This window comes from Rhizobium sp. C104 (assembly GCF_022354505.1).
GTDB lineage: Bacteria > Pseudomonadota > Alphaproteobacteria > Rhizobiales > Rhizobiaceae > Rhizobium > Rhizobium redzepovicii.
This window is the reverse complement of the sequence record NZ_CP092348.1, coordinates 2,807,166-2,827,189: the sequence shown is the minus strand read 5'-3', so window position 1 is coordinate 2,827,189 and position 20,024 is coordinate 2,807,166. Positions and strand designations below refer to the sequence as shown.

Annotated in this window: 17 protein-coding genes and 2 pseudogenes; 6 read left to right on the top strand and 13 right to left on the bottom strand. The window is 55.7% G+C overall.

What is annotated here, in order from left to right; all coding sequences use genetic code 11:
* Positions 1–169: 169 nt before the first annotated feature.
* The 4 genes from MF410_RS15165 to MF410_RS15150 all read right to left on the bottom strand — a co-directional run bounded on the left by MF410_RS15165 (position 170) and on the right by MF410_RS15150 (position 4,188).
* A complete protein-coding gene (locus tag MF410_RS15165) occupies positions 170–1,363 on the bottom strand; it encodes a carboxymuconolactone decarboxylase family protein (RefSeq protein WP_239619869.1) in 1,194 nt (397 codons plus the stop codon).
* Positions 1,364–1,432: 69 nt separating this feature from the next.
* Complete coding sequence (locus MF410_RS15160; protein WP_239620435.1) at positions 1,433–2,512, bottom strand: alpha/beta hydrolase; 1,080 nt, start codon at positions 2,510–2,512, stop codon at positions 1,433–1,435.
* Positions 2,513–2,542: 30 nt separating this feature from the next.
* Positions 2,543–3,010 (bottom strand): cyclophilin-like fold protein, encoded by a 468-nt coding sequence (locus MF410_RS15155; protein WP_239619868.1) that lies wholly within the window; start codon positions 3,008–3,010, stop codon positions 2,543–2,545.
* A complete protein-coding gene (locus MF410_RS15150; RefSeq protein WP_239619867.1) occupies positions 3,007–4,188 on the bottom strand; it encodes an MFS transporter in 1,182 nt (393 codons plus the stop codon). Before MF410_RS15150 ends, MF410_RS15155 begins: the two co-directional genes overlap by 4 nt.
* Positions 4,189–4,308: 120 nt before the next feature.
* Here MF410_RS15150 and MF410_RS15145 point away from each other — a divergent pair, with 120 nt between their 5' ends.
* The 3 genes from MF410_RS15145 to MF410_RS15135 all read left to right on the top strand — a co-directional run bounded on the left by MF410_RS15145 (position 4,309) and on the right by MF410_RS15135 (position 7,755).
* The gene (locus tag MF410_RS15145; protein WP_239619866.1) at positions 4,309–5,208 is read left to right on the top strand and encodes a LysR family transcriptional regulator; all 900 of its coding nucleotides are present in this window, start codon (positions 4,309–4,311) and stop codon (positions 5,206–5,208) included.
* A 694-nt stretch (positions 5,209–5,902) separates the two neighbouring features.
* The gene (locus MF410_RS15140; protein ID WP_239619865.1) at positions 5,903–6,343 is read left to right on the top strand and encodes a hypothetical protein; all 441 of its coding nucleotides are present in this window, start codon (positions 5,903–5,905) and stop codon (positions 6,341–6,343) included.
* Positions 6,340–7,755 (top strand): XRE family transcriptional regulator, encoded by a 1,416-nt coding sequence (locus tag MF410_RS15135; protein ID WP_239619864.1) that lies wholly within the window; start codon positions 6,340–6,342, stop codon positions 7,753–7,755. The genes MF410_RS15140 and MF410_RS15135 overlap by 4 nt, the downstream gene beginning before the upstream one ends.
* A gap of 831 nt (positions 7,756–8,586) precedes the next feature.
* On the opposite strand, the gene MF410_RS15130 is transcribed toward MF410_RS15135, so the two are convergent.
* The 5 genes from MF410_RS15130 to MF410_RS15110 form a co-directional block, all read right to left on the bottom strand.
* Positions 8,587–9,405: a GNAT family N-acetyltransferase gene (locus MF410_RS15130; RefSeq protein WP_115112108.1), complete on the bottom strand. Its 819-nt coding sequence runs from the start codon at positions 9,403–9,405 to the stop codon at positions 8,587–8,589.
* An 89-nt stretch (positions 9,406–9,494) separates the two neighbouring features.
* Positions 9,495–10,346, bottom strand: coding sequence for an alpha/beta hydrolase (locus tag MF410_RS15125; protein WP_018486472.1), 852 nt, complete (start codon positions 10,344–10,346; stop codon positions 9,495–9,497).
* A gap of 14 nt (positions 10,347–10,360) precedes the next feature.
* Positions 10,361–10,831 carry a nuclear transport factor 2 family protein gene (locus MF410_RS15120; RefSeq protein ID WP_018486471.1) on the bottom strand — a complete coding sequence of 157 codons (471 nt, stop codon included), beginning with the start codon at positions 10,829–10,831 and terminating at the stop codon, positions 10,361–10,363.
* On the bottom strand, positions 10,831–11,457 hold the full coding sequence (locus tag MF410_RS15115; RefSeq protein ID WP_239619863.1) for a pyridoxamine 5'-phosphate oxidase family protein: 627 nt from the start codon (positions 11,455–11,457) through the stop codon (positions 10,831–10,833). The genes MF410_RS15120 and MF410_RS15115 overlap by 1 nt, the downstream gene beginning before the upstream one ends.
* Positions 11,458–11,556: 99 nt before the next feature.
* A complete protein-coding gene (locus tag MF410_RS15110) occupies positions 11,557–12,531 on the bottom strand; it encodes an alpha/beta hydrolase (protein WP_024321371.1) in 975 nt (324 codons plus the stop codon).
* A 444-nt stretch (positions 12,532–12,975) separates the two neighbouring features.
* Between MF410_RS15110 and MF410_RS36640 the strand changes: the two genes are divergently transcribed.
* The 3 genes and pseudogenes from MF410_RS36640 to MF410_RS15100 all read left to right on the top strand — a co-directional run bounded on the left by MF410_RS36640 (position 12,976) and on the right by MF410_RS15100 (position 15,494).
* Positions 12,976–14,004: a PAS domain S-box protein gene (locus tag MF410_RS36640; protein WP_275593016.1), complete on the top strand. Its 1,029-nt coding sequence runs from the start codon at positions 12,976–12,978 to the stop codon at positions 14,002–14,004.
* Positions 13,965–14,744, top strand: a pseudogene (locus MF410_RS36635) (ATP-binding protein); the annotation flags it as partial. The gene MF410_RS36640 and the pseudogene MF410_RS36635, both read left to right, overlap by 40 nt.
* Positions 14,745–14,870: 126 nt before the next feature.
* Positions 14,871–15,494 carry a response regulator gene (locus tag MF410_RS15100; protein WP_018486467.1) on the top strand — a complete coding sequence of 208 codons (624 nt, stop codon included), beginning with the start codon at positions 14,871–14,873 and terminating at the stop codon, positions 15,492–15,494.
* Positions 15,495–16,090: 596 nt separating this feature from the next.
* On the opposite strand, the gene MF410_RS15095 is transcribed toward MF410_RS15100, so the two are convergent.
* The 4 genes and pseudogenes from MF410_RS15095 to MF410_RS15080 all read right to left on the bottom strand — a co-directional run bounded on the left by MF410_RS15095 (position 16,091) and on the right by MF410_RS15080 (position 20,012).
* Positions 16,091–16,288, bottom strand: a complete 198-nt coding sequence (locus MF410_RS15095) for a transposase (protein ID WP_239619862.1) — start codon at positions 16,286–16,288, stop codon at positions 16,091–16,093.
* 115 nt (positions 16,289–16,403) lie between these two features.
* Positions 16,404–17,346, bottom strand: a pseudogene (locus MF410_RS15090) (NAD-dependent epimerase/dehydratase family protein).
* Between the two features lie 738 nt (positions 17,347–18,084).
* Positions 18,085–19,419 (bottom strand): hypothetical protein, encoded by a 1,335-nt coding sequence (locus MF410_RS15085; RefSeq protein WP_239619861.1) that lies wholly within the window; start codon positions 19,417–19,419, stop codon positions 18,085–18,087.
* 8 nt (positions 19,420–19,427) lie between these two features.
* Positions 19,428–20,012 (bottom strand): carbamoyltransferase C-terminal domain-containing protein, encoded by a 585-nt coding sequence (locus tag MF410_RS15080; protein ID WP_239619860.1) that lies wholly within the window; start codon positions 20,010–20,012, stop codon positions 19,428–19,430.
* Positions 20,013–20,024 lie beyond the last annotated feature (12 nt).

Below are 20,024 nucleotides of genomic sequence, written 5' to 3'. Positions count from 1 at the left end.
TTTCCTTATCTTTTCCCATCGCGAGCGACCGTGGATGCCACACTTGTGCCCTGGCTTTGGGCATCAGTCAACAGGACGGTCGAGCGGCAATAATTTCCGCTTACTGGGCTGAAATTAGCGGACGTTGGAAAGTGACGACGGGAAAACAGATCCCATCGTGACACGCCTTTCAATCAGCGAGCGAACCTTTTTCGTATTCCTCGTCTGACACCTTCTCCATCCATGTGACCGAACTTCCGTTCAGCGCCTCGGCCACGGCGAAGTGCGCCATCGCTTCGGTACTTGACGCTCCATGCCAGTGCCGGACGTTAGGTGGAATCCAGACGACGTCGCCCGGATCGACTTGTTGGACTGCCTCTCCTTCCTTTTGCACCCAGCCACGGCCACTCACGATGAACAGCGTCTGTCCCAACGGATGGGTGTGCCATGCTGTGCGGGCACCTGCCGAAAAGGACACGGTTGCTCCGCCCGCCCGTGCAGGCGCGTCGGTCTGGTAGAGGCCGGAGATCTCAACCTTACCCGTGAAGTACTGCTCCGGACCAGGCGTCGCGCTGCTTCCCGCTGGGGTGATCTTGATGTCTGACGGCGACGTGGTCATCGGTTTTTCCTTCCTGTTTGCGAAAACCTGCTTAAGCACGGGCACGGCCGACATGGCTCGGGGCCAGCCCGCGTAGAAGGCGATATGGCTCAGGACTTCGGATGCCTCACCGGCAGTCAGCCCGTTGTCCATGGCTCGGTTGGCGTGGAAGGGCAGTTGTTCGGGCTGCCCGATCGCGATCAGCGCCGACATGGTCACCAGGCTGCGGTCGCGTGCCGAGAGATCCGGGCGCTGCCACAGATCGCCGAACAGCACGCGATTGGTGAGATCGGCAAGTGCGGCCGCTGTCGGCGCTATCGTGGTGTTGACGGTTTCACTGCGCGCAGCCTCGGCCGCGGCTTCCAGCTCCACGCGCGCAGCCCCACTGTTGCCGACAGGTCCTATCTGTCGAGCATCAAAGACCTTCTTCGTCTCCTCGACCGCGGAGATGGCATTCGGCCAGCCGGAATAGAAGGCGAGCTGGGTGATGAGCTCGCCGATCTCCGCAGGCTTTACTCCGTTGTCGAGGGCGCGGCCGACATGTGCCGCGATCTGCGCCGTTTTCCCGGTAGAAACGATTATCGAGACCGTGACGAGGCTGCGGTCGCGCGGGGCGAGTTCCTTTCGTTCCCAGACCTCGCCGAACAGGACCTCGTCCGTGAAGCGGCCGAGGCCGGGTGCGACGTCGTATACAGCCGGCGGAGCTATCCTGCGGCGTTCTCCCTGGGCATCGACGCCTGTCGCGGCGATCGCCGAGATTGCGATGGATGCGGCGATATTCTTCATCTTCAAATCCTTCTCAAGTAGTACAGCGTCCTCGCAGCCACCGGCTCGACGACGTCCGGCGAAGCGGGCTTATGTCAGATGCTGTCCGAAGAAGTCGGCCATCCGGTCGAATGGTATCTTGTCCATCCGGTCGTACAGGTCTGTGTGGCTCGCACCGGGGATGATCATAAGCTCCTTCGGCTCCGCTGCCGCAGCGAATGCGGTTTCCGCGAAGTAGAGGGAATGCGCCTTCTCGCCATGGACGAACAGGATCGGTCGTGGCGAGATTTCAGCAATGTAGGTCAGGATCGGCATGTTCATGAACGAAAGCGGGGTTGTCTGCGACCAGGCATTGCCAGAGTTGACGGCGCGGGCGTGATAGCCGCGCGGCGTCATGTAATAGTCGTGGTAGTCGACGAGGAACTGCGCTTCGCCTCCCTTGAGCTCGTTGTAAGGGGGCTGATAGGCAGGGGCGCCTTTCTCCGCATCGGTCCAGCGCTGCCGGCTCATTTGATCCAGCGCTTTCGTCCTCTGCTCGAGCGTCACGCTGTCGTTGTAGCCCTTCGACATGACGCGGGTCATGTCGTACATGGTGCTCGCGACGACGGCCTTGACCCGCTTGTCGACAGCCACGGCATTGAGTGCCATGCCGCCCCAGCCGCAGATGCCGATCATGCCGATGCGCTCGCGGTCGACGAAGGACTGAAGGCCGATGAAGTCGACGGCTGCGCTGAAGTCCTCGGTGTTGACGTCGGGGGAGGCGATGTTGCGGGGCTCGCCGCCGCTTTCACCGGTAAAGGATCCGTCGAATGCGAGGGTCGCGAAACCACGCTCGGCCATTGTTTGGGCATAGAGACCGGAAGACTGCTCCTTCACGGCGCCGAACGGGCCGCCGACGACGACTGCTGCGAGCCTGCCGCTTCCCCGTTCTTTCGGAAGATAAAGATCGCCCGACAGCGTGACGCCATACCGGTTCTTGAACGAGACCTTCTGGTGGTCGACCTTGTCGCTCTTCGTGAACACCTTGTCCCACGAGCTCGTCTGGGCGAACGCCTGCGTTGCGGCAGCCGCTGGAATAACGCCGAGTGCGGCGACGGCGACGCCTGTCGCCTTCATCAGGCTACGCCGGCCTGCGTCGAATCCGTCGGTATTGTCGGTCTTCCTGGTCATCATGTGATCTCCGTAGATAGAGGTTTTGACTTACTGGATGCGTTCGATGCGCAGTGGGAATTTCCCCCGGACATGCAGCGCCTTGTAGCCGTCGTCGAAGCGGCCGAGGCGCACGAGGCCCGGATGCTTGTAGTCGGCGTGGAACATCGCCAGATTGCCCCAGGGCATGTAGTAGCAGAGGTCGTATGGCCGCTCGTTCGAGAATGGGCCGTGCCCGTTCACCGTCAGTTTGCGGGGCAAGTAGGCGATCTTCTCGTTGGAGCCGAAGTCGTCGATCTCCAACTGCAGTGGCAGCATCGAAACGAAGTCGCGTGCCGACGGGTTGTCGTAGAGGGTCGCGGTCATCGTGTGCGTGTCGAATATCAATCTGATCTTCACGTCGGTGCGCTCCTGATCGTCAGGGCCGTTTTGGCTGAACACTCTTGTCGGTAAGATTGCGGCTGCCGCCGCCGAGACGAGAAGGCCGCGGCGGGTCGGACCTATGCGCGACACGCTCATCGGGACCTCCTGGTGGCACGCCATGTGGCAATGGACATAATCGACGAGCCGATCAGCAGCACGGCGGCGAGCGTGAAAGTCGAGCGCCAGCCGAGCGTGTCGAAGAGCAGGCCGCCGAGGGATGCGCCAGCCGTGATCGCAAGCTGGATAACGGCCACCTGCAGGCCGCCGCCCGCTTCCGCGTCGTCGGGAAGTGCCCGGCTCAACCATGTGCCCCAGCCGACCGGAGCGGCGGTTCCGAGGAAACCCCATCCTATCAGGGACAGGATCACGGCGAGGTTCATCTCGCCAAAACCGATCATCGCGACAGCGATGCAGGCCATCAGCAGCGGAATGGCGACGAGAATGATGAACAGTCGGCGGGATAGAAGCTTTCCGATGACCCATGTGCCGACCGCTCCGGCCAGACCCATCACCAGAAGGGCGATGGAAAGGGTTTCGATGTCCAGTCTGGTGACCGTTTCCAGGAACGGCCTCAGATAGGTGAAGAGCGCGAACTGACCCATAAACAGGAGAAGGATCGCCGCCATGCCGAGCGCGACGGGTAGCCGTCCAAGAAGCCGGAACACGTTTCCTGATGCTTCTCCGCGTGGCGAAAGGCTGGGCAGGCTTATCCACTGCCAGATAAGAGCGAGCAGCGCGATCGGTACGACAAGGAAGAAGGCGCCGCGCCAGCCGATGTAGGCGCCGAGAAGGCTGCCAAGCGGAGCCGAAATCGTCGCGGCGATGGCATTGCCGGCGTTCAGCAGCGCGAGCGCCTTTGGTACCTGATCCCTGTCGACGAGGCGCATCACGATCGACGTCGACATCGACCAGAAGCCGCCGATCGAGATGCCGAGCAGCGCTCGGCCGAGCATCAGGACCGAGTAGGACGGTGCGATGGTGACGAGGATGCCGGACAACATCAGTAGCGCGGTCAAGGCCAGCACGAGCAGGCGCCGGTCAAGTCGACCTGCCAGGGTGGCGATGGACAGGCTCGTTATCACCGCGAAGATCCCGGAGATCGAAATCGCCTGACCCGTATTTCCTTCCAAAACGCCTAGGTCGAGAGCGATAGGGGTCAGCAGGCTGACAGGCATGAACTCCGACGCGATCAGCACGAACACGCACAGGGTCATGGATAGAACGGCCCCCCATGCCGACGGTTTCCGTTCGATGTTGTCTAAGGTGAGCGTCATGGCTTTGTCTTGGACCTTCACTGTTCAACGTTGCGCTGAAGATAGTCCTCATCTACTTTTCGGATTAGATGGACCAATCCGCATGGACCTATCGATTTTCAACATGAATAGGATGCGCAGATGCAACGCGAGGACATGAAGGACTTGTTGTGGTTCCTGGAGGTTGCGAAGGAAGGGAGCTTTACCAAGGCAGCCGCAAACCTTGCGACGTCTCAGTCTACCCTCAGTCATACAATCAAGCAGTTGGAGGCCCGCCTAGGCGTCCGTCTTCTTACAAGAACGACCCGCAGCGTCGCGACGACGGACGCTGGAGAACGCCTGTTCAGATCGATCTTACCTCGGTTTGAAGGCATTGAAGCGGATCTTGGAGATCTGGTCGCATTCCGCGAGAAGCCCTCCGGCACCGTCAGGTTGACCTTGTCCGATCATGCTCTGCAGACAACCGTATGGCCAAAGTTATCTGTCGTTCTCGACAAATATCCCGACGTCAAGGTGGAGCTCTACGCCGACAATGGAATGCGCAACATCGTGGAAGAACGCTTCGATGCCGGCGTTCGCCTTGGGGAAAACGTCGACAAGGATATGATCGCCGTCCGGATCGGTCCTGATTGGCGGCTCCGCGCAGTCGCTTCACCAAAATACTTCGCCAGACGCAGGCGTCCTCAGGCGCCTCAGGATCTAGTGGGTCACGTCTGCATCAACATGCGGCAGGCGACGCTCGGCGGCTTCTACGCGTGGGAGTTCGAAAAAGACGGCCGGGAACTGCGGGTGAGGGTGGATGGCCAGTTAAGTTTCAACTCCTCGATTTCGCAGCTAGAGGCCGCGGTCTCAGGCTTCGGCATCGCCTACGTTCCTGACAACCTTGTGGAGGAGCATATTGCCGATGGCCGTTTGCAAGCTGTCTTAGATGACTGGAGCCACCCATTCACCGGCTACCATCTCTACTATCCCAGCAGACGTCAGATGTCGCCTGCCATGGCGGTAATTGTGGACGCTCTTCGGCAGCGTGGATCAAATTGAGTTGAGCGAATTTCAGGTGCCGACCGGATACAAAGGTCCCCAGCCAATTTTCCTAGCCGCCTTCGAGCACGACGGATGGCCAACGGAACTGCGGCGGAGATCGCCCAACTTATTGAGAAGACGTCACTTTTCCGTGCGGGAGATAGTAGCCAGTTTGGATCGAAAAATCAGTCAAAAACGACTTGCCTGGGGACCCTGGATTCTCACATAATTTCAATGGCTTATCGGAAAATCCTTGAAACTCCCTATATCTTCCTGCCGCGAGCGACCGTGGATGCCACCTTTGTGCCCTGGCTTTGGGCATCAGTCAACCGGGCGGGCGAGCGGCAATAATTTCCGCTTTCGAACCTGAAGTTCGCGGTGAGGCGGCCATTAAGCGCCCGCCAGCTTTGCGCGCCCGTGTTGGCCGTTTATGCCGACATCTTCCGCGTCCTAGAGCGGACGAAGATCTAGCATTGCATCATGTCTCCCCGCGCAAAAGGCGCGCCTCATTAAAACTCTCACTAATAAGGCTGAACAGTGGATATTGGTAGCAACTGTTGCAAACCATTTGGCGCAAACGACGATCTCTTCGCGAATCCACCCTTTTGTGTGAGGTTCGGAAGTTCAAGCGGGTGGCTGCTTCACGCATCATTCGGAAGCTGAACAAGAATTTGCTTGACTAAATTTGCCAGAACACAACATAAAGGTTGCCATGACGTTGAAATTTGGTGGCGTAACTGGGAGGTTACCCAAAGGAATCCACTCTCTGTCGTGGACGGAGGCCGAGACGCTTCTGGCCTATAATGATCGCAGAAAGGAACTGATGGCAGGCCTTTTGCAGGCCTGCCGTGCTCTGCGTGACGCAGGGGCAACGAAGGTTTACGTGGACGGCAGTTTTGCCTCGAAGAAAGCCAACCCAGGAGATTGGGACGCATGCTTCGAAACAAAGGGAATCGATTCCAAGAAGTTGGACCCTGTCTTCCTCGACCACTCCAATGAGAGGGCGGCTCAGAAGGCGAAATATCTCGGCGAGATGTTTTTCGCCGAGCACGCGGCAACCCTCCTCGGGGAGCCATATCTGAGCTTCTTCCAGCACACCAAAGACGGCAAGCCCAAAGGCATTGTACTCATAGATTTAGGAACGCTGCCATGATCAAGAATGAGCGCCAGTTCAGGGTTACGCAAACTCAAGCAAGCCGCTTCGAGGCAGCTCTGGCCGCCGCACGAACCAAGGACGTTCCCGACGATACCGATCCCGTGATCTGGAAGGCCTACATCGACGGGATGGACAGCCAACTTGGCACTTTGAAGCGGGAACTGGAAGAATACAGCCTGTTGAAATCGGGAAAAGTCGACCGCATTGAAGTCGCCTCGCTCGACGAGTTTCCATTGGGTATCATCAAGGCCAGAATAGCGCAGGGGGTGACCCACAAGGAGCTTGCAGACCGGATCGGCGTGAAGCCACAGCAGATTCAGCGTTGGGAGGATTCCGACTACGAGACGACTGGCTTCAACAACTTCATCAAGATCGCGGATGCTCTGGGTATCGTCGTCCATGAGAGCATCTCGTTCCGTCATAAGGCACAGAGCAGCCCCGAAATATTAGCTACTTGTGGCATTGACACGAAGTTTCTCCGGAGACGGTTGGTCCCCGCTGCGGGGAGCGAGCCGCACCAGATTCTTGAAGCGGCATCTGGATATCTCCGAAGAATCTGGGGGCTGGTGGTAAGTTCCGACGGCAGCATCGACACGCGCGCGTTCAACTGCGCCGCAGCCGGATTGGTCCGTTACAAGCTACCAAAGGATGCGAATCCGCTACGCGTACGAGCCTATACTCAATATGCTTACCATATTGCGGAACGGGTCGCCGCCACCATTCCCGAAAACAGCGCTGTTGTTCCGCGGGACTGGAAACAGGCTCGCGAGGCGTTCACCGGAGCAGACGGAACGTTGTCTCTGGAAACAGTGCTTCGCAAAGCCTGGCAGATGAACATCGCAGTAGTGCCACTGAGCGATTCAATACGCTTCCATGGGTGCTGCTGGAGGATCAATAACCGCAATGTGGTCGTCTTGAAGCAGTCGGTTCGAGCGGAGGCCCGATGGCTATTCGACCTTCTGCATGAACTCTACCATGCTGGCGAGGAAGCAGGGCAGACGTTCGACACCGTAACAGGCGACGGCGTAGACGATCAGCGAAGGGAGTCCGCGGAAGAGCGAGCGGCCAATCAGTTCGCCGGAGACGTCCTGCTTTCGGGTGCCGCCGAGGACCTCTATCAGGAGTGTATCGCTGGAGCGAACGGACACGTCGCCAACTTGAAGAGGTCCGTCCGGACCGTGGCCGAGCGACGGAGCGTCAACCTTGGTGTGCTCGCCAACTACGTTGCTTACTCGCTGAAGGAAGAGCGGGATATCGACTGGTGGGGGGCCGCATCGAATCTTCAACCCGACAGCGAGGATGCCTACAACATCGCCGCCGCCGTTTTTAAAGAGCAGTTCAAGGCCGACAAATTATCGGAAGGTGACCGCAAACTCGTCGAGCTCGCCACGTTGGAGCCGGGGGTCTGAAAGTAGTCAGACAATAAACAAATCATGCATTACGACCCATCGATTGATCGCAACCCTTTGCAGTTTTGCACCCGGATCAGAATTCCGCTAGGGGCAAGACCGGCCTGCCTGTTTTCGTCGCTTGCGTAACGGAAGCTTCCAGTCTCCTGACGGCCCCGTTGCGGTCATCGCTCGCGGGTCCCCAGCCAATATTCCTAGCCGTCTTCGAACACCACGACGGCCTGAGGAACTGCGGCCCAGATCGGCCAACTTATTGAGAAGACGCCACTTTTCTGTGCGGGAGATGACCGCCAATTTGGATTGAAAAATCGGTCAAAAATGACCTACCTGGGAGACCTGGATTCTCACATGATTTCAATGGCTTAGCAAAATAGCCTTTGATTTCCCTATATTTTCCTGCCGCGAGCGACCGTGGATGCCATCTTTGTGCCCTGGCTTTGGGCATCAGTCAACCGGCGGCGTTAGCGGAAATAATTGCCGCGCTGAGCGCCGAAGCTACCGAACTGGCGACCACCGCAGCACGGCGGCTTCGCGCCCCATCGCGGCCGTAGAGCGCATCCTAGCCGAATCCCGAAAGCGGACATCCAGGGGGATCGGCGAGAGTTGAGTGCGACACTGCTTTCCACGGCCGACCTGATGTCGTCGGCGATGGATCGCAGGCGAACCTCGTTCAACGCGCGTATCAATCGGTGCTGGAGGATGGAATGGGGTTGCAGGCTGATCCGGAAGCAGATGACATTCTCTCAGAGTTCGAAGCACTCATCCGACAAGCGCGGCAACTGGAAAGGAAGCAACAGCTCGAGCCGCAAACCCAGGGTGTCTGGCGTCCCTTTATGAACCGTCCGGGAACCGGTAATTCATTCTCGTGTAAATTTGCTCGAATCCGGCCCCGATGAGATTGGCGTGAGAGATATTTGGCTCGTCGGCCGAAGGCTGGGCGGTTTCGACGACGAATGTCTGAACGCCCTGACTGGCGCCTTGGTTCAGACGCGCGGTAATGAGGGCCTTCTGTGCCCCTCGATTGCGAAACTCGGGAACTGTCGCGCCACCGCCCAGCCACGCATAGCCGCCTGATGCGTACATCGCGCCTGTCGCAATTGGTTTGCCATTCAACTCAGCGAAGAAGCAGGCCCAGCCTTCCTTACCGGCGATCGCTGACCAAAGCGGCGTCAGGCTCGCCGGAAAGCCAAATCCGGCGCCCATCATCGAGCCGAAGATTTCGGCTTCGGTGACTTTGACCTGCCGGGTAGCGACCTCTCCAGAATGGATGAGTGGCGTGGAAGGCACTGTGCGCCGTAGCTTTGCCCATCCGTTACCTTGGGGAACAAGGCCCCGTTTCCTTATCCAATCGTGTGTCTGTTGAGGAGCGGTGGCAGCGTTCATTTGCAAGTAACGCCGGCCTGCCTTTCTGCTCATCCACTCATAGGCCGTGTCGAGGTCTTCAAGTGTTGCAAGGCCAAGGATACGATTGAGACCGATGGCGGGCGCGTTGGGCAGCGATATTGCGCAACCTGTACCCAATTGCATGCAGCGAAACTCAGCCTGGTCTACGAGCGTCTGGGGCGCGATCATGAACAGATCGATAAATGCTCTCGCTTCGATGATATCTTCTTCGGGCACCACTTGGCGCGATGCTGACGGGCGATCCATGGCAGTGTCCTTGAACTATCAGTAAGCCAAACGGAATTCATCGCAGCGAGGTCAGCCACGGTAGAAGCAGGCTGAGGTTGCTAGCGCCGTTAGGTCAGGAAGTTGGCTGTTGCGGTGGCGATTTCTCGGGAATGCGTCTCCAACGCGAAGTGGCCTGTATCGAGGAGACGGATCTCGGCATTCGGGAGATCGCGTTTAAAGGCCTCCGCGCCTGCGGGCAGGAAGAATGGATCCTTGTCGCCCCAGATAGCCAGGAACCTGGGCTGATACTGGCGGAAATAAGCTTGAAACATCGGATACAGAGTCACGTTGCTCGCGTAGTCGAGCGCAATATCGAGCTGGATTTCTTCAGCATCCGGACGCGCCATGTAGAAGGCATCGAGCGAATAGCCATCGGGAGACACGTTCGATAAATCCGAAACGCCATGCTCGTGCTGCCAGCGGATGGCGGCGGGTTTCATGATCTCGCGCAGCGCATCGCGGTTGGCGGTCGTGGGATCGGACCAGTATCGCCTGATCGGGTTCCAGACGTCGCTCAACCCCTCCTCGTAGGCATTGCCATTTTGGGAAATGATTGCTGTCACCCGCTCCGGGAACTTCATCGCGACGCGGAAACCGATGGGCGCTCCGATATCGAAAGCGTAGAGGGCAAATCGTTCGATGCCCAGCACCTCAATGAACCTCTGGATGATGCGGGCAAGATTGTCGAACGTGTAGGCGAAATTTTCGCGCGCGGGCGCCTCCGACTGGCCGAATCCCGGTATGTCGGGCGCGATAAGGTGAAATCGGTCGGCGAGTAGCGGAATGAGGTCCCGAAACATGTGGCTCGAAGACGGAAACCCGTGCAGCAATAACAGGGTCGGTTTGGTTGGTTCTCCGGCCTGCCGATAAAATACTTCGAGACCGTTGATATCAACGCGGTGATAGGTGGAATGCCTCATCTTGTCCTTCCCCCTTAGAAGCCGAAATCGCTGAGGCCGGGATGCTCATCCGGTCGACGGCCAAGCGGCCAATGAAACTGTCGATCATGGCTTTGGATGGGTGCATCGTTGATGGAAGCGAAGCGCTTTCGCATGAGGCCATCGGCCCCGAACTCCCAATTTTCGTTCCCGTAAGACCGAAACCAGTTGCCGCTGTCGTCATGCCATTCATAGGCAAAGCGAACAGCGATGCGATTGTCCGTAAAGGCCCAGAGCTCTTTGATCAGCCTGTATTCGAGCTCGCGTTGCCATTTCCGGGTAAGAAAGCCGACGATCGCTTGGCGGCCATTTACGAACTCCGAGCGATTGCGCCACTGGCTGTCGTCGCTATAGGCCAGTGCCACTTTTTCGGGATTGCGGCTATTCCAACCGTCTTCTGCAAGCCGGACCTTTTCTGTTGCGGAAACCGCCGAAAACGGCGGCAAAGGGGGTCTTGTGGCGTTCATTATTTTTCTCCCAAGGCTTCGAGCCGGCGCCGCAGGTCTGCATTCTCCGCCTCCAATTGAGCCAAGCGCTCACGCAATGGTGTCGCTGCTTTCTCGACTTCGTGTTCGGTGTAACGCGGAGTGATATGCTGAGGGCAATTCCAATCGAAGGCTTCCAGCCGCAGTCGGAAAATCCGCTCAGCCTTTGCTCGGTAGCCGGCATCCAAAACAAGATCGGTCAGTGCCGGGTAGGCATCGAGTGCAAGCTTCTCGACATGCACGTAGATTTTGAGGCGGGCTCGCCGCGGGTAATCAACCAGAAAGAGACAGGCCCGATCGTTTGCGGCGAAGTTACCGGTACTGATGTATTGGCGGTTACCCCGGTAGTCGGCGAATGCCAGTGTCTTGTTGTCAACGATCTTGAGAAAGCCCTGCGGCCCGCCGCGATGCTGCACATAAGGCCAGTCGGTTTCCGACACAGATGCAATATAGAAGCTGTCCCGAGCAGCGATGAAGGCGCGCTCGCTGTCGGTGAAACTATCCGACTCTCGATGGTGATCGCCCAACCATATCTGATCGGCACCCATTTCAGTCTGGGCCAGCCGCACATTCGGAGTGATTGCAACTTCCAAAAAATGGTACGGCATGGGAGATCTCCAAAATCTGGAATTTAGTAACCGCCGTTCAGCGGTTTGACCTCGGGTTTGCGGAACCTTGGTCACACCGCCGGTGACCATGTCTGATGGTCACTTCTTCGCGACGTTGCGATCCAGGAAGTCGTTGATTAGAGGAGCAGCGACGTCAAGTTTTTCTTCGAGCAGGAAGTGACCCGAATTCAAGACATGAATTTCGGCATCTGGGAGGTCCTTGAGATAAGGATGAGCGCCGGCCTCAGGAAAAATATAGTCGTTCTTGCCCCAGACGATGAGCGTGGGAGGTTTACGCTCACGAAAGAAGTTTTGGAAGTCAGGGTAAAGCGGCACGTTGGTGCGATAGTCATACAACATGTCGAGCTGGATGTCTTTGTTCCCTGGTCGGTCCAGGAGAGCCTGGTCGTGAACCCAGTTGTCGGGGCTGATGCGCGACACGTCTTCCATCCCGTCGGTGTACTGAAACTTGGTCGTTTCGAGCGTGACCAGACCGGAGAGCGCCTCACGGCTCTTCTGCGATCCATCGGACCAGTAGGTCTTGATGGGATCCCAGAATTCCTTCAGCCCTTCATCATAGGCGTTGCCATTCTGGATGATCAGCGCACTGACCCGCTCGGGATGTTTCAGCGCCAGGCGGTATCCCACCGGTGCACCATAATCCATGACGTACATGGCGTAGCTTTTGACGGCCAGATGATCCAGCAACTTGTCGACGATATTGGCGACCCCGCCAAACGTATAGGCAAATTTGCTATGATCGGGAGATGCGCTTTGCCCGTAACCCGGATAGTCCGGCGCGATGACGTGGTATCGATCTGCAAGCAGCGGGATCAGATTCCGGAACATGTGGGATGACGTCGGAAAACCATGAAGCAGCAGCACGACCGGAGCGTCGGCCGGCCCGGCTTCCCGGTAGAAGATATCGAGACCCTCGATCTTTGCGGTTCGGTAGTGGACGGGAACCGGAGCCTCGCGAACGTCCGTCGTGGCCTGCGCGGGAAGCGCTGACGCCACTGTTGCGGCAGTCATGCTGGCGGTCGCCAGCATCAAGCACATAATCAAGCTACGCATGATGGTCTCCCTAAAAGTCGAGATGAAAAAATGATTTCGAATGAGGGCTGCTGTCGGTCGTTCGGACCGCGCAAGCGCCGTGGCGGTTAACAACGTCACCGGAGGCTGTTGCCTCAGGTCAGGAAATGGCAGCGATGTAGAAATTCGTTGCACGTGAATGGTCGATGTGAAGGCGACGAGGGATCCGTTGAGGTCACCGTTCATCAAAGGCTTCGATGTTTAGGAGTAAGCCGGTTTATGGCCTCGCTCAATTGCGATCTAGGTCACGCGCAACTAGACGATGGCATTGCAACCATAGACCTTCGTATATCGATTTTCCCTTACCCAAGTCACAGAAATCCCGTAACTATTTCCGACGGACGATCGGCCATCTTTCGACATTTCCTGACATGGAGTCGGAACGTCTGGGCTCTGTAACGTCTCAAACACTGAACGGAGAGTGCGGTGGAACGAGAGCCGGAAACCGATCCCATTATCGATCTGATCCCCGCCATGGTGTGGTCCGCAACGTCGGAAGGCATGTTGGATTTTGCCAACCAGCATTTTCTCGAGTTTATCGGGGCGCCGCTTGAGGAAATCTCCGGAGTGGGATTCTACAAGCTATTTCATCCCGACGACATGTCACATCTCGCTTCGGAATGGCACGACATCATGGCCTCGAAACATGCCAGAGAGGTCGTGGGCAGGCTCAGGCGCGCAGATGGCCAATATCGTTGGTGCACGCTTCGGCAGAAACCGCGGCTCGATACCGAAGGAAATGTCGTCAGGTGGTATGGTGTGGTCCTCGATATAGAAGACCGCAAACAGGCAGAAAATGCATTGAAGGAAACGAAGACTGCGCTTGCGGCCAGCGAGGAAAACCTCAGCCTTATCATCAATTCGCTGCCTGTTCTCGTATGGTCAGCGCGACCGGATGGCAGCGCCGATTTTGTCAATAAAAGCTGGTTGGACTATGCAGGTCGTCCTGCTGATCAAATCCTCGAGTGGGGCTTTCTGGACCTTTACCATCCTGACGACATTCCAGGCATGGTGGACATCTGGAAGAGAGACCTCGAGCATTCCGACCACACTGTTTTGAAAGGACGCATTCGCGGAGCAGACGGCAACTATCGTTGGTTTTACTTCTCAGGGCGAAAGCTGGTCGATGCCAACGGCGTCGTTCGTTGGTTCGGTGTTAACATCGATATCGAAGACCTGCAACGTGCGGAGAATGCTCTTCGGGAAAGCGAAGCTGCGCTCAGGGAAAGTGAACACAAGCTCAATCTTATCATCAACACGATACCCGCCATGGCCTGGTCCTGCACCTCGGATGGCCGGCTTGAATATTTCAATCGAAACTTGATCGATTATGTCGGTCTACCTTCTGAAGAGATCGTCGGCTTCGGTTTTTATCGTATGTTTCATCCTGATGATGTCGAGCCGATGCGTATGGCTTGGGACGATATCGTAGCCTCAAAAAAAGTCGTCCTGTAGACGCCCGCATCAGACGCGCCGATGGCGAATATCGATGGTTCAACCTTCGACAAAGCCCCCTTCTGGATCCCGATGGAAATGTTGTGAGATGGTACGGCGTCGTCGTGGATATCGAGGATCGCAAACGGGCGGAAGAGTCCTTGCGGCAAAGCCAGAGTGACCTCGCGCATGTGACGCGGATGACGGCCACAGGTGAGCTTGCCGTTTCAATTGCCCATGAAGTCAACCAGCCGCTGATGGCAATCGTCACGAATGCCGGCACATGTCTGCGGTGGCTACAGCCGGGCCACACCGATCTGGAGCAGGCGCGTGTGGCCGCCGAAAGGATCGTCCGGGATGGGCATCGCGCCGGCGATATCATCACCAGTATCCGGGCGATGGCTCAGAAGTTACCTGCCAGGATTGAGCTAACTGACTTCAAACCTGCCGTTCGCGAGGTGCTGGATCTGTTGACGGGCGAACTTCAACGGCGTGGAATAGAGCTCAGTCTTGATATGGCAGCAACGCCTATCGAAGTCGTAGGAGACCGAACGCAACTGCAACAGGTTGTTCTCAACTTGGTTATGAACAGCGCCGAAGCGATGACAGCTTCTTCAACAGCAAAACACATCAACATCAGATGCGCTATGGAGGAGCAGCTTGTCAGCGTGAGCGTTTCTGACACGGGTCGCGGGGTAGCTATCCACGAATTGGAGCGCGTTTTCGAAGCATTCTACAGCACGAAGGCCGACGGTATCGGAATGGGCTTATCGATATGCCGTTCCATCGTCGAAGCCCATGGTGGCCGTATTTGGGCTTCATTGGGGAGAACGGGGACGGGGCCCTATTTACGTTCACGTTGCCAATGGCGGAGGGCGCTGTCGTCCATGATAGATGATCGCAAGAGAGGGCAGCCCACAGTTATTGTCATCGATGACGACGAAAGTGTCCGCGAAGCTTTGAGAGGATTGTTCCAGTCAGTCGGACTTGTCGCTGAAACCCATGGGTCGGTGGCAGAGTTTCTTGCCGCGGATGATCCTGATCGTGCCGGCTGTATTGTGCTTGATATTCGCTTGCCAGGTCAAAGCGGCCTGGAGTTTCAGGAGGCACTCGCGAAAAGCCGGCATCCAAGGTCGGTGGTGCTGATCAGTGCTCATGTCGATGTGGCGATGGCTGTCCGCGCCATGAAGGCAGGTGCTATCGATGTTCTTACCAAGCCTGTGCGCGAGCAGGACCTGCTCGAAGCGGTGAATCGGGCTTTGGCAAGTGATAGCGCTCGACGCGAAGAGGCACGTCAAACGGCGGCATTGCGCCTAATGTATTCCAAACTTACCGAGCGCGAGCGGCAGATTATGGCATTGGTTGTCGCCGGGAAGCTGAACAAACAAATTGCGGCTGAAGTTCAGCTCGCTGAGGCCACCGTGAAGCTTCACCGCGGTCACATGATGCGAAAAATGCAAGCATCGTCAGTTGCGGATTTGGTTAGGATTGCGGGCATTCTGAAGGGCTGAAAGCAGCGATTTGGAGGAAGCGTTCGATCCCTTGCAAGAGCTGAGGGTCCTACACCGGTGATTGAGCCTTTTGCCTGTGTGCCATAATCCGGACCTGAAAACTTCGCGCTTCGATCTGACCGTCTTCTATAGAAGTGAAGGACACCGGGAGCTGCCAGTCCGCTACCGCCCGGTCATCCATTGAGCGATTCGACATCCGCTATGGGCGCGACCATGATCGCGGCTGAAACAGGGTCCCCAGCCAGTTTTCGTGCGGCTAAAGGTAGCGTTTCGATCCCCGGAAATCACAGAACGGTTTGTCGCGAATTATCGGTAACTAGCTGCAAAGGCTAGACTTTTCGTCTTGAGGATTGGTGGTCAAAAGTTGTGGTATGAAGGTCCAAAAATAGCCTGCCTGAGGACCTTGGATTCTCACATGATTTCAATGGCTTAGCGGAAGAGCCTTGAAATCCCTCTATTTTTCCCTTCGCGAGCGACCATGGATGCCGCCTTTGTGCCCTGGCTTTGGGCCTCAGTCAACAGGAAGAGCTAGCGGTAATAATTTCCGCTTCCGGGTGCGTGATGGGAGATAGCGAACGGCTCGTCCTACGACCCCATCATCGCGCACCCCTTGCTCGGCCCAGCGACGGAATCGGACGTAGAGGGAATTCCACTTTCCATCGCTCATGCATATCTCGCCACGGGCAGCCCACCCGAAGAACATGCAAAACACTGTTCATGAACTGGCGGTTGTCATGGGAGTGACGGGGTTTACGCCCACGCTCCGCTGGAAAAAGCGGCTTCACGATTCGCATTCCGCGTCGATTAGGTCTCCACGTGCCATCGCTGCCTCCTAGAAAGCAGCCGTGAATCAGATCTAAGCTGAATTGAAAAGGCACTCTGTCAATATGACCTGGACAGCGCCGGCGCCTAAAGCTGTTCATTGCTGATATACCATTTCGACGTCAGTTGGATACCCTCTTCGTAGGGCACCGTACACCTCCATCCTGGTATGACTCCTTTCGCAATAGTTAAATCAGGTCGCCTGTTTGTTGGATCCTGTGGAGGCGGCTCGCAGAACTCGATCGTTGACCCTTGGAAAAGAGAGGCCATCGTACTGTGCTGTCTTTAGAACAGTTACTTCTCGATCATTTCCAATGTTCAACGGTCCTTTATAAGATTGGTCATCGTCCCAAAAGAACCTTTTCAATCCTTCTATTATATCGTCGATGTAGCCCCAACTGCGTGATTGAGATCCGCTCCCATAAACTGTAAGCGCACGACCAGAAATGGCCTGACAAATAAAATTCGAGATAGCCCTTCCATCTTCCGGCCGGACACGGGGTCCGTACACGTTAAAAAGCCTGGCGATTCTGATGTCCGTACCTCTCGTTCTGGCCGTTTCAAACAAAAGCGCTTCGGTGCATCGCTTTGACTCATCATACGATGAACGTGGTCCGGTGCAGTCTACGCTTCCCCTATAGCTTTCCGGTTGAGGCGATACTAGCGGATCTCCATACACTTCCGAAGTTGAGGAAAAGCAAAAGCGCCCGGCAGGAACAAGGTACTTTAACAAATTGAAGGTTCCAACAACGTTTGCAGAGATTGTGCGCGCGGGATCCGCCATGTACCAATTTGGGGAGGCTGGGGAGGCCAAGTGATAGATCTCATCAAATCTCTCAGACGAGCTAAACATCTCAACGTCGCATTCAAGACGCTCGAGCCGTTGGTCCTGAATATGCCGCAAATTTCTCCATGTTCCGGTCCAAACGTTGTCTACAGCGACAACACGTCGAACATCGTTTCGCCGTAAGATAGCGTCGATGAGGTGTGATCCGATAAAACCTGCTCCGCCTGCGACAAGAATACGCAACTACTTCATCTCCTATCGCTGTCGTACTTTGCGCCATCATCAGGGACCAAATCGTCAGTCCCCATTGCTAACGTGCGTCGTACTTCATTTGCCAGGTGCAATTGATTGCCGTCCTTTCTCAAAAGACACAAAATATTCGAGGGCGCGCGGTTCAGCCATATTTCAATAATTCACTCAAATGAATCCTATGCGTTGCCACATCAGCATCCATTAATATTGGATAGACCGCCCATCCACTCAACGATCTATACCCTGGTTGATCGGATGGCACGGGCGGCTCTAAAACTGATCGTACACCGACGATTTGCGATTCGTCCGATATCAGCAACACTTTCCACCACCGCGACGGCGACGGTTCGCGACAGGACACGATGCGCACCCCGCTAGGACGCCGCCAAACACAATCCGACACGTGGTCGGTCAAAAAATTAGCGGCGAATCCATGCTCCATGCCGTTAGAAAAGTAAGTGTGCAATTGACACGAGTTCCAACGTTGCCATTTCTGCGAAAGCAGACCGTTAGCCTGTGCGAGACTTAAAAGGCCACGTGCTGTCTCCAGTGACATATTCCAGAAACATCCATCAGTTCCTAATAGATCCCTCCGTGATACGACGTCTGCCTCTCCTCGGCGCCAAAGCAAGCGATAGTGGGAAGCCTTATGGTCTGGCTCCTTCCACACTAGAATGGCAGCCGGCTCGTCTGATAGCTTTAATAGAATCTGCTTTGGCCGCATTGCCGCTAGCTCTTTTCGTACATTGAGTCCTCCGGGATGCTTCCCGGCTCCGTTGGTCCCAAGCTGCCAGGCGACAACAAATTTATGCGAACGTCGAAACCATAAGATTGCAGGGAATGCATAATATGAGGTGCCTGGAGACTAAGCTCAGCCAGTATTTTCTCCGAAAATGCCTGGCAGGAATCCGGATACATCCAAGGCAACACCCGTATTTCAATATCAATATTTAGAACCTGAGCGGGGATTTCCGACATTCTTAATCTGAAGCACGGGCTACCTGCGCCATTTAACGACGCTCGATCAGAAAGCCCGCCGGTATTTGCCAGCGCGTCCTTTTCCAAGATGTCGTGAATTATTGATGGCGGCACGACCACGCCACCCCCATTTCCAAAATCTACCACAGCAGCGTGATCCCATCTTCCTAGGAAAACTACTGAAGCTTCATGTCCACTTGTACATTCGGTTTCCCGTACCTTCACTATGTCATTGGTTCGATAGCGGATAAATGGCATTAGCTGAACGAACGGGTATAGCGACGTTATGTGCAGTAACCCCACGCCATCTGTGACTGGTTCAAGGGTGAATGGAGATAGCACTTCCGCAACCATAAACTGATCGAAATGATATGCTCGGCACCTCTCACAGTAAATCGCCCCGCCAAAGCCCTCGGTCAGACTAAATCTCGGCGTGGTCTTCGCATTCCACACACTCGTAAGTTCAGACCTCCAATGCTCGCTGACATACTGGCCTGTGACAAATAGTCCCACAACAGGACTTGAACTAAAATTATAACCATTCTTAATCAACTCGCATGTCAAAATCTTGATATGCTGAAATATTCCCGTTATTATGATTGGTTTATTTCCGGCATTTAAAATCTTTTCGGAAACATCCTTGATGATGTCGCCGGATTTGGACATGTCATCAACATTTATATTTAAGTATTCAGCCTGTACATTTATCGGTATCGCTTCCCCGTGATAAAGTGGCTGCAAGGCTAGGATGCCAATGTCCGCGTCTCCAAGGGGGTCAAAGGTCCCCTCGAAGAAAGCTTGAATAAAATCAACCTCAGCCTTGCCTCGATAAACGTTGAAGGGACGATCCGTTGTCCCCGAAGTATGCTGGACCAAGAGAGGCGGCTCGTCAGATGTTAACAACTCTGACAATAAAAGCTCCCGAAGCATCGACTTATTAGTGGTCGGTAGGATACTCAAATCCGCAACGTCGTTGACGGAGAAAGCCTTCTTGCCTAGGTGTCTCCCGTAAAATGCAGATTTGCCTGCCGCATGCCTAATTGTGGGGCCAATGAGCTCGTTTCTAAATAAAACTTTATGATCCATAACCATCTCTAATTCAGATCATACTGAGTGTACCTTTTGCCGTGAATATACAACACATCAGCTCCACTACCTCTAAAGGTATGGATCGCATCTTCCGGGCTGTCGCATATCGGTTCATTCGGCAAATTCATGGACGTGTTCATCAGGAGCGGAACCCCTGTTGCGGCTTGGTACTGCGTCAACACGTCATGGAGGATCGGTTCCTGTTCACATCTGACGGTTTGAATTCGGCTTGTACCGTCGACATGAACAACCGCTGGCGATCGCTCCAGCGTATTCGATTTGGCAACGACAGCCTCGGTCATCCAAGGAATATCTTGAGAAATATGAAACCATTGAGCTGCGTCTTCCGCGAGAACAATTGGGGCGACAGGCCTATACCATTCACGTTGCTTAACTTCCTCGCTTAACTTTCGTCGTAAGCCCAGTGTTTCCGCCGCCCCGAAAATGCTTCGGTGCCCTAGCGCTCTAGGGCCAACTTCTGATCGCCCGTCAAACCAAAAGACAATTTTTTTGTTTGAGAGATCTGAAATGAGTTGCTCAGGTGCTCGCTCCGCGCTGCCCCAAACTCTTCCCAAATACGGGTCGGTCAACTTTGCTCCCGT